This window comes from Halobacillus sp. HZG1, assembly GCF_035818575.1.
In the GTDB taxonomy this organism is placed as follows: domain Bacteria; phylum Bacillota; class Bacilli; order Bacillales; family Halobacillaceae; genus Halobacillus; species Halobacillus litoralis.
The window spans coordinates 1-10,579 of record NZ_JAYLVQ010000071.1 but is presented as its reverse complement, the minus strand read 5'-3'; the positions used below and the strand labels follow the sequence as shown (position 1 = coordinate 10,579).

The following is a 10,579-nucleotide window of genomic DNA, read 5'->3' as shown; positions in this document are numbered from 1 at the left end:
AAGGGGCGGAGGGGAATGGCGAGACTCCTGCGGGAAAAAAGTGCTTGGTGAGACCCCACAGGACGCAGTCCGAGGAGGCTCACCGCGCTCCCGCGGAAAGCGAGCTATTCCCCGCAGCCCCCATCCACTCAACAAACGTCTCGAAACTGAGTATTCAAGAAACCTGCCATATTGTTTAATAACGACTGTTTGAAAATAATGGTTGATTTAAAATTCAGAAAAATATATAATATATAATCATTGATACAAAAAGGAGGTCACGATGATGGAAAAGCAACGTCTTCAATATAAAGACAACTTCATATCGATCGTGACTGAAAGCCGTTTGTTTATCTGACAGCTTGGAATCGTATAGAAGAAACAAGGTCACGTAGATACGTGCCTTTTTTTATGTGTGAAAGCATACGTCAAAGGACGTATGCTTTTTTGTGTCTGAGAATAGAAGTCGGTTACACGACCGATTTTTATATATATTGAATGAGATGATCAGAGGAGGAATCAAGATGGTTCACTACATGGAAAAGAAAGAATGGAACGAAGATTGGAAAGAGAGCGGCTAGTGACTGTTTAGTAGAGAGGGTGGTAAACGATGTTTAGTGTATTATTCAAGCTGCGCTGGTTTTTTAAAATTTATTGGAAGCGGTACACATTGGCGATTATAGAGTTAATTGTTGTAAGTATGATTGATCTGATCCCTCCAAAACTTGTGGGGATGGCGATAGACGAAATACAATTCCATTCGTTTACAAGAGAACGTCTATTGGAATTGCTGCTCCTTTACGGGGGCATCATCATCTTGAGTTATACCATTTCCTACTTATGGGATTACACGCTATTCAGTGGTGCAATGATGATGGAAAGAACGATGAGATCCCGGTTAATGAATCATTTTCTGCGGATGACTCCCACTTTCTTTGGAAAGAACCGTACGGGGGATCTGATGGCGAGGGCAACGAATGATTTGAAAGCTCTGACGATGACGGCAGGTTTCGGTATACTGACACTGGTCGATTCGACCGTGTTTATGATGATGATCATTGCTGTTATGGGGCTTACGATAAGTTGGCCGTTGACCTTTGCGGCGTTGATTCCTTTGCCGATTATGGCTCTTGTGATGAAACGGTACGGCAAAGTGATTCATAAGCGTTTTACAGAAGCACAGGAATCTTTCGGAGAAATGAATAACCAAGTTCTTGAATCTATTCGGGGAGTTCGAGTCATTCGAGCTTTTGTGCAAGAAAAAAATGATGAACGCTCATTTAACCATATGACCACGGAGGTTTACGACAAAAACATAGAGGTAGCCAAGATTGATGCGCTATTTGAACCGACCATAAAAATATTGGTGGGCCTTTCTTATACGATCGGATTGGGGTACGGAGCGAACCTTGTCTTCCAAAAACATATCACCTTAGGGGAAATGGTTTCGTTCAATGTTTATCTAGGAATGTTGATTTGGCCTATGTTCGCTGTGGGAGAACTGATTAACGTTTTGCAGCGTGGAAATGCGTCTTTGGATCGTGTACAAACGACGCTTGACTATGAGCCAGATGTAAAAGACCCTCAGTCACCTGCCTTCCTTGAAGATCCAAAGCAGGTGGAGTTTAAAGGATTGTCTTTTCTTTATCCAGGGTCTGAAAAGAAAAGTCTTGATGACATTCATTTAACGGTGAATCAAGGGGAGACCATTGGAGTTGTAGGGAAAACAGGCGCAGGGAAGACGACGTTGTTCCGTCAGCTTCTTCGTGAATATCCTGGGGCTTCGGGGCGTCTTGAGGTGAACGGTGTTTCTATAGAAGACCTTAGTCTGGATCAGACAAGATCCTGGATCGGTTATGTCCCCCAAGATCAGGTTCTGTTCTCAAAGACAATCCGAGAAAATATCCAATTTGGTAAACCAGGGGCCTCCGATTCTGAAATTAACCGCGTGTTGGAACTTGCTCATATTGCCAATGATATTCAACATCTGCCTCAAGGGTTGGACACAAAAGTAGGGGAAAGTGGAGTTACGCTCTCAGGTGGACAAAAACAAAGGGTCTCTATCGCCCGAGCGTTCATCATGGACCCTGAAATTCTTTTGTTGGATGATGCGATGTCAGCCGTAGACGGGAAAACAGAAGCTGAGATTCTTCAACACCTAAGGAGAGAACGGAGAGGGAAGACAACGCTCATCGCCGCTCACCGACTTTCGGCCGTAACCCATGCGGATCAGATTCTGGTCCTTGAGGATGGGGCAGTTATCGAACAGGGGACGCACGAAGAACTTGTTGTAAATGGTGGATGGTATCAACAGCAGTATGAACATCAACAGTTGGAGAGCCGGGAGGTGGGACGATGAAAAAGTCGACGGAAAAACAGCTGTTTCAGTATGCGTGGCTATTCCGTAAACGTATATTCATTGGTTTGGTTTGTTTAATTATCGCCGTTGCTTTAGAACTCACCGGTCCTTTCATTGCCAAAAGGCTGATTGATCAGCATATCATTGGAATTGAAAATCAATGGTATCAGGTTGAAACACAAGATGATCATACCGTAACGTACAGAGGAAATATATATAAACGCTCGGATCGAAAAGATGAGTCGGATGAGATCGTTCAAACTCGGACCATTTTACAAGTGGATCGAAATTATTACTTCACAGAAGAACAAGTGCCGGTGAGTGGTAGTCGTCAGTGGCAGGATGGGGTTCTGACTATTAAAACGTCAAACAATATGTATGCTGTAGGTGCTGAAGAATTAGAGGTTCAGGAATTGTACAGCTTTTTTCTACCTGAAATGAAGTCCATTTATTGGCTACTCGGTTTATATGTAGGGTTATTGCTCATAGCATCTGTTTTTCAGTTTTCCCATACGTTTTTGTTACAAAAGTCTTCAAATAGAATTATTAGGAAAATGAGAGATGACCTTTTTTCACACATTCAGACACTGCCGGTTCAATTCTTTGTTGATCAGCCGGCAGGGAAAGTAGTCGCTCGTATAACGAATGATACAGAGTCGATCCGTGAATTGTATGTAAAAGTGCTGGCGACATTTGTGACGAGTTTCTTTTATATGAGCGGTATTTATATTGCGTTGCTGCTCTTGGATTGGAAACTCGCTTTGTTGAGTTTATTATTAATCCCGATTTTACTAATTTGGATGAAGCTGTTCAAAGGGTATGCAGGAAGGTATAACCAAGTCATCCGCTCCACCGTCAGTGACATGAATGGCAATATTAATGAAGCCATCCAGGGCATGTCAATCATTCAATCCTTCCGGCAGGAAAAACAGACATCAGCTGGGTTTGAAAGCTTGAATGAGCGTCACTTCACCTACCAGAGGAAATTGATCAGGCTTAATGCTTTAACTTCATTTAATCTCGTGAATGTATTGAGAAATCTCGCTTTCGTAGCTTTTATCTGGTACTTCGGAGCAGGTTCCATCGGTCCTGAAGGAATGGTTACGGCAGGAGTACTTTATGCATTCGTTGATTACTTGAACAGACTCTTTCAGCCCGTGACCGATCTCGTCAATCAGTTGCCTCAGCTCGAGGAAGCACGAGTAGCTGCAGGGCGTGTCTTTGAAATTCTTAATGAACATGGGGAGCCTGTCAAGAATAACCCAATTGGACGATACAATGGGGAGATTCACTTTGATCATGTGACGTTCGCCTATGAAAAAGGCAACGATGTGCTAAAAGATCTTTCATTCAAAGTAAAACCTGGAGAGACAGCGGCCTTCGTCGGTCATACCGGTTCAGGTAAAAGCTCTATCATGAATCTGTTATTCCGTTTCTATGATCCGCAGCGGGGAGCAATTCGTATTAATGGAAAGTCGACGAGCGAGTGGTCTAGACAACAAGTTCGCAGCCACATGGGCATTGTCCTTCAAGACCCTTTCATTTTTAGTGGGACGATTCTGTCGAATGTGACCATGAATGATGAGCGTATTTCCCGGGAAATGGCCGTCAAAGCGTTAGAAGCTGTCGGTGCTGATCACTTTGTAGGGAAATTACCCGGAAAATATGATGAACCAGTTAACGAAAAAGGGGATACCTTGTCGATGGGTGAAAGGCAGCTGATTTCCTTTGCCCGGGCGTTGGCTTTTGATCCTGCCATTTTGATTTTGGATGAAGCAACAGCCAACATCGATACGGAAACAGAACAACGGATACAAAAAGCATTGGAAGTCTTAAAGAAAGGGAGAACCACTTTGGTGATTGCTCATCGATTGTCTACTGTCCAGCAAGCCGACCAAATTTTTGTCCTGAATCATGGTACAATAATGGAGCAAGGGACCCACAAGCAACTGATTCATAACAAAGGTGAGTATTATCGCATGTACCAAATGCAGCAAGGTGCTGCAGGTATAGAAGCGGTATAGAGGTCTCAAAACTGCTGACATGGAGGCAGGTTTCATGCATGAGCAAGAATACGAAAAAAAAGACATCATCGATGAAGACCTGTATGAAGAAATAGATGATGAAGAACTATATGAACTCGTTCAGGAAGAAAAGAGAAAAGCATATGAACGGGAAAGGATAGAGAAAGAACAGCGGAAGGAAAAGCGTCCTTTCCCTAAGTGGATATTTTGGTTGATCGCTTTCATGATGGTCCTGAATATCGTCGCTGTCCTTCCGAATACATTCTCTATACCGGCGATTGACTTTCTTATGACTTCTGCAAAACTTTCGACAGATGAAAAGGTGCAGACTTATAAGGAATCCGTTGTTGTGGTTGAGGCAGGACAAAGTAAAGGCACCGGGTTTGCTTTTACCGAAGACGGTTATATCCTTACGAACCATCATGTGATTGAAGATGAAAAAAGAATTTCTGTTGGCTTTCCAGATGACGGGCTTTTCGACGCTGAAGTCATTGCCTCTTTTCCAGAAGTCGACCTTGCTGTTCTTGATGTCGAAGGAGAAAACCTTCCTCATTTGGAACTTGCTGATGAAGCGGTTTTCGATGACCGTGAACATGTGTACTTCATCGGGAATCCTCTCAAGTTTACGGGAATTGCCAATGAGGGGAATGTGATTGGATATAAACAGTTGTCTGATTGGGACCAACAAGTTCTAATGCTTGATGCGCCGATATATCGAGGGAACTCAGGAAGCCCGGTCATCAATGATCAAGGAGAAGTGATTGGTGTAGTTTTCGCAACATTACATGATGATGATGATGGACGGGTCGGCCTGGCGGTACCTATAGATTATTACTACGAACAGACCGAAAGAGGAAACCTCCCCTAGGGTTTCCTCTTTTGATTTTCTTGCAATGGATCATACGGTATGTCATTCATTGCTCTGGTGAGTATATATGCCTATAAATCCCTTATTTTCGACTACTATAATTCCTTGTATACCTTGGAAGAGTCTTAGGTCTTATTTTTTGAAATGGTTATTTAATAAAATGTAACCCCTATGAAGTAGACCGTTCAGGCGTTGTTCAGTAAAATGGTCATGGTCGAGGACAATACCTTTTTCCCTGACCCAATAACTGCAAACTTCAGAAATTTTGGTTGATACGATTTTGTAACACAATTGAAATAATCTTAAAAAAGACACCCAAAAAATATAAGCCATAATCGAAAACATTAATAGGCTGGAGGTGATAAAGGTTGATCAAACGTCTTTTTCAAAAAGCAGATCCCTCCCTGGATGAACAAGTAGCTTCAGCCAAACAGGGAGATGATGATGCACGTAATGAAATGCTGAAACAGTATCAACCTTTCATCGCCAAAAGTGTTTCTGAAGTTTGTAAAAGATATATAGACCCTAAAAAAGATGATGAGTTTAGTATCGGTTTGCTTGCATTCAATGAAGCCATCCAATCTTATTCCTGTGATAAGGGCAGTTCATTTCTTTCTTTTGCAAGACTTGTCATTAAGCGGAAAGTGATTGATTACATTCGGAATGAACAAAAACGTGTGCAAGTCACTTCTCTTGATGAGGATTTCCATGATGAAGAACAAATGGAAAACCCTGTCGAAATTTCAGCAGCCAAGGAGAAGTTTCAATTGGAAACGGAAGCTTGGCATCGTAAAGAGGAAATTTTGGAATTTCAGGCTCAGTTGCAAAAGTATAAGCTTTCATTTGAAGAGCTGATTGAGGCTTCTCCAAAACATAGAGATGCTAGGGAATCCGCGGTTCAGGTGGCCAGGCTCGTTTATGAAGATGAGTTTTTATGTTCGCAAGTCATTGATAAAGGACGTTTACCGATCAAGGACTTGGTCGATCGTGTTGATGTTAGTAAGAAAACATTAGAACGGAACCGTAAATTCATTATCGCCTTAGTTCTCATCCTGAACGGGGATTACGTATATCTTAAGGATTATCTGAAAGGGGTGGGTATGTGAAAAAAGGTATTGTCATGGAACAGCAGAATGAATATATGATTGTCATGACTAGTGATGGCAAGTTTCATAGAGCTGAAAAGGTTGACCATGTAGATATTGGGATGGAAATCCAGTTCAGGACAATCAGTGAGCGTGAAGTCCTGCATCGATGGACTCAAGTGTTGCGTAACAATTATACGCGGGCAGCTGTTGTAGCCATTATCTTTCTATTAATGGTCTTCCCTGTATTCTCGTGGTATGGCAGCAATCAGGCGTTTGCCTATATGAATATCGATATTAATCCCAGTGTTGAACTTGAATTGAATGATCAAATGAAAGTCATAGATATCATCCCTCAAAATGAGGAAGCTGAAAAGATTGTTTCCTCTTTAGAAGATTGGAAAAAGAAAGATGCATCCGAGGTTACCTTTGAGTTGATTGAATTGAGTCAAGAGAAAGGGTATGTCAATGATGCGAATCAAGTCCTCATTGGTATCAGTTATTTAAAAGAACAAGAGAACCAGAAGTACGCGGAAGAAATTGAAACATTTCTCATGAATAAAGCGGCGAATATAAGCGTTGCTACTTTTCTGGTCCCGAAGGATCTACGAAGGGAAGCCATTGCTCAGAAGGCATCTGTCAATGAAATGGTTGCAGACAGAATAAAGAGTGAAGAAAAGGATCAGACAGGAGAATCAGAACTCCCTGTTCACGTTGAAGATGATGATCGAGAAATTATACAATCGTTTTATAAAGAAGAATCATCTGAAGAAAAACAGAAGGAAGTTCTAGATTCCGAAGAGAAACCCACGGCTCCTCCGGCTGTAAATGTAAAACCTGAAAACCAGAGTGCGAAGAACCGACAACCTGAACAAGAGGGTCAAAAAGGGAAATCCCAAGCTCCGGGTCAGCAAAAAGAAAAGCAAAAGTCTGAACATGAGGAAAAACACATAGAAAAGAAAGACAACGAGAACAAACACATAGAAAAGAAAGACCACAAGAATAAACATAAAGAAAACGAAGATAAAAAAACGAACAGTAAACATCAGGAAAAACCCAAAAAGCCGTCTCCTAAGCCAAACAAGAAAGAAAAAGGCCAAGAGAAGGGTAAGGGGAATGGTTCAAAACATAATCATAAGAAGGATGAACGAGAAAGAGGAGGATCAAAAGGGAAAGAGAAACCTCCTCAAGGTAACGGAAATTCTTCGAACGGAAAGCACTCCTAGACAGTTGGGAGTGCTTTTTTGTTGAAGAAGCAGGGAAGATAAGGGTATCGTGTAGAAAAGGAGGAGTAATGATGAGTAAACCATATATAGGCGTTAAGAACGGGAGACTCTCTGAATGCCCGACGTCTCCAAACTGTGTCAGTACTCAAACAGATCAGGAAGAAAAGAGAATGGATGCTTTGGTATTTACCAAGGACTTGGAAACCACAAAGTCTTTGATTAAAGAGATTTTAAGTGAGAGACAAAGAACGACGATTGAGACAGAGAACGAAAATTATATCCATGCTGTAGTTGAATCCAAGTGGATCAAATTCAAGGACGACGTTGAATTTTATTTTGATCAGAAGGATGAGGTCGTCCATTTCAGGTCTGCTTCAAGAGTGGGATATTCCGACTTTGGAGTCAATAAAAATCGAATGGAAGCGATATCCCAACATTATGATTCAATGAGGAGAGAAACCCATGACGTTTGATTATCAGATCGTTGTTATAGGTGGCGGTTCTGGTGGATTAACGGTAGCAGCAGGTGCGGCAAGTTTTGGAGCGAAAGTAGCTCTTATTGAACGGAAAAATGAACTAGGCGGGGATTGTCTTCATTATGGATGCATGCCTTCGAAGGCATTGATTCAAGCCGCTAAAGAAGTAAAAGATGCATCTAAATATACTCAATTGACGAAAGATGATTACGAAAGTTTTTTTACATCAGCGATGGAACGCGTATCTGAAGCTTTACAAGATGTCCAGGCACATGATTCCAAAGACCGCTTTATCAACCTGGGGATTGATATTTATGAAGCTGAAGGAAGTTTTCTAGATGAGCATACACTGCAGGTAGGAGAACAGACGATCACCGCTAAACGTTTTGTTATAGCTACCGGATCTTCCCCCGCAGTCCCTCCTATTGATGGTTTAGGCGAAGTGGATTACTTAACAAATGAAACCATATTTTCTCTAAGGAAAAAACCTTCTTCCATGGTGGTGATCGGTGGAGGAGTGATTGGAGTAGAACTGTCGCAGGCCATGAGTCGTCTGGGTGTAGAAGTGACAGTAATTGAAGGAAGTGAACAAGTTTTATCCAAAGAGGATAAGGAAATTTCAAATCTCTCCCAACGATTGTTATCAGAAGAGCTGAATGTTTTAACAAATACTAAGGCTGAACGAGTCGAGAGAGACGGGGAACAGGTGAAAATTCACTATACGAAAGACGGGGCTCAAAACAGCATCACTGCCGATACCATCCTTGTAGCGGCTGGAAGAAAAGCGAACATCGGTAGGCTTGGATTGGACAAGGCGGGTATCGTATCTGAGAAAGGTTCGATCCAAGTGGATGCAGCTTTAAGAACGAATCAGAAACATATCTATGCTGTAGGTGACTGTAATGGCTCTATGCCGTTCACTCATGTTGCAGGAATGGAAGGGAAAATCGCTGTATCCAACGCGGTTCTGGGCCTTTCTAGAAAAGCTTCTTATGAAAAAATCCCGTGGGTTGTCTACACAAACCCAGAGATTTATCATCTTGGTTTGACCGAACAAGAAGCAAAAGAGAAGTATGGGGAAGATTTATTAACCTTTAAAACAAAATTAGCTGATAACGATCGGTTTATGGCCGAACGGAAAAAAGAAGGTCTTGTAAAAATTTTGACAACGAATCGAGGGAAAATCGTCGGAGCTCATGCTATTGGCGACGGTGCTGGAGAATGGATGCAGGAAGTCGGGACCGTTCAGGCCCTCAATAAGAGGTTTCAAAGCATCTCGAATGTTATACACCCTTACCCGGCTAAAAACAATGTCGTCTCTCAAACCGCAGACCTGTATTGGCGAGAGAAACTGTTCGGAAGTAAATGGAATGATCTTATTCGCTGGTATGTGAAAAAATGGAGATAAATAAAGGATCCAAAAATGCGTAGAGAAACGTTTCTCTACGCATTTTTTCTATCCAATATTTTAGTCTTCGTGCAAATGTTCGTCTTGATTCCCCATAAGGCCATAGAAAAACATATGGGTGATCTCTTCACTTAATTCAGGTAAAGAATGATCGAAGAAATCTTCCTTCGAGCGCATCGCCTGGTAGTACATTTCTATATAAAACATAATGGATCGAAAAGAAATATCCGGATGAACGAAACCTTGCGTTTTTCCCTGTTCCACGAGTTCCATAAGTAAAGGAACCGCATCTTTTTGTGTGAAGGTATGAATCAGTTCTTGTAACTCAGGCTGGTCCCTCATCACGGTTTCAAGAAATCCAGGGTCCATATGGAGGATGTTTTCTTTTTTATCTTGAATTACAAAACGAATCTTATCCTTAAAGTCCATATCGTCATTGTGGACGACGTCCCGAAAACGGTCCAATCGTTCGTAAATGAATTTTTTTACCGTCTCGAATAGCAGTTCATCTTTGCCGCCAAAATAATTATAAATGGTGACTTGAGAAACTTGTGCTTTTTTGGCAATTTCCTGGATGCTGACTTTCTGCACCCCATATTCTGAGAACAATTTCAGGGAGGCGTTCAAAATATTCTGCTTTTTGCGTTCTTTCCTTCTTTCAAATCCGTTCATTGTCTACACCTCTTCTTAAACCATCATACACGAAGTTATGAACCGATTCAATTCATACATTTCATTTCTGCACACACTTAATCCAACCATCCCTATTTCACTAACGCTCCCTTTAGTGGAAGACTCAGTTTCGAGACTTTTGTGTAATTCTAGGGCCTCCGGGAAACGATTCGCTTTCCATGGGGCGGGCGGTGAGCCTCCTCAGGCTACGCCTTCCGGGGTCTCACCTGTCCCACACGTCCCATAGGAGTCTCACCGTTTCCCTCCGCCCCTTTACCTTATAAGTGTCTCGAAACTAATTCTAAAAGGGGTAGCATGAATGGTTGAGGGAAGTGGATGATTAGAACACCTGTATTCATTAGGAAGGTTCCAATTCTTCCCCCCTAGGCAGGCGTATAGTGTGTTGTATCAAGCATTTGCGTTTGCTAAACGTCAATGGGATAGAGTTTACATCATTCACTTCTCATAACCACACAAGCTGA

8 protein-coding genes are annotated in these 10,579 nt (G+C 42.0%); 7 read left to right on the top strand and 1 reads right to left on the bottom strand.

The window, feature by feature from the left end; translation table 11 throughout:
- Positions 1–589 precede the first annotated feature (589 nt).
- The 7 genes from VKA52_RS14670 (at position 590) to VKA52_RS14640 (ending at position 9,425) form a co-directional block, all read left to right on the top strand.
- Complete coding sequence (locus tag VKA52_RS14670; protein ID WP_326316226.1) at positions 590–2,338, top strand: ABC transporter ATP-binding protein; 1,749 nt, start codon at positions 590–592, stop codon at positions 2,336–2,338.
- Entirely contained in the window at positions 2,335–4,362 is a 2,028-nt protein-coding gene (locus tag VKA52_RS14665; RefSeq protein ID WP_326316225.1) for an ABC transporter ATP-binding protein, read from the top strand. Before VKA52_RS14670 ends, VKA52_RS14665 begins: the two co-directional genes overlap by 4 nt.
- 34 nt (positions 4,363–4,396) lie before the next feature.
- Complete coding sequence (locus VKA52_RS14660) at positions 4,397–5,230, top strand: S1C family serine protease (RefSeq protein WP_326316224.1); 834 nt, start codon at positions 4,397–4,399, stop codon at positions 5,228–5,230.
- A gap of 368 nt (positions 5,231–5,598) precedes the next feature.
- Positions 5,599–6,336 (top strand): RNA polymerase sigma factor SigI, encoded by a 738-nt coding sequence (gene sigI, locus VKA52_RS14655; protein ID WP_160915329.1) that lies wholly within the window; start codon positions 5,599–5,601, stop codon positions 6,334–6,336.
- Positions 6,333–7,541, top strand: coding sequence for an anti-sigma factor domain-containing protein (locus VKA52_RS14650; RefSeq protein ID WP_160915327.1), 1,209 nt, complete (start codon positions 6,333–6,335; stop codon positions 7,539–7,541). The genes sigI and VKA52_RS14650 overlap by 4 nt, the downstream gene beginning before the upstream one ends.
- Before the next feature lie 71 nt (positions 7,542–7,612).
- A complete protein-coding gene (locus tag VKA52_RS14645) occupies positions 7,613–8,014 on the top strand; it encodes a DUF1499 domain-containing protein (protein WP_326316223.1) in 402 nt (133 codons plus the stop codon).
- A complete protein-coding gene (locus tag VKA52_RS14640; protein WP_326316222.1) occupies positions 8,004–9,425 on the top strand; it encodes a dihydrolipoyl dehydrogenase family protein in 1,422 nt (473 codons plus the stop codon). The genes VKA52_RS14645 and VKA52_RS14640 overlap by 11 nt, the downstream gene beginning before the upstream one ends.
- Positions 9,426–9,485: 60 nt before the next feature.
- Here the strand turns inward: VKA52_RS14640 and VKA52_RS14635 are convergent, their stop codons facing one another.
- The gene (locus tag VKA52_RS14635; RefSeq protein ID WP_160915321.1) at positions 9,486–10,097 is read right to left on the bottom strand and encodes a TetR/AcrR family transcriptional regulator; all 612 of its coding nucleotides are present in this window, start codon (positions 10,095–10,097) and stop codon (positions 9,486–9,488) included.
- Positions 10,098–10,579 lie beyond the last annotated feature (482 nt).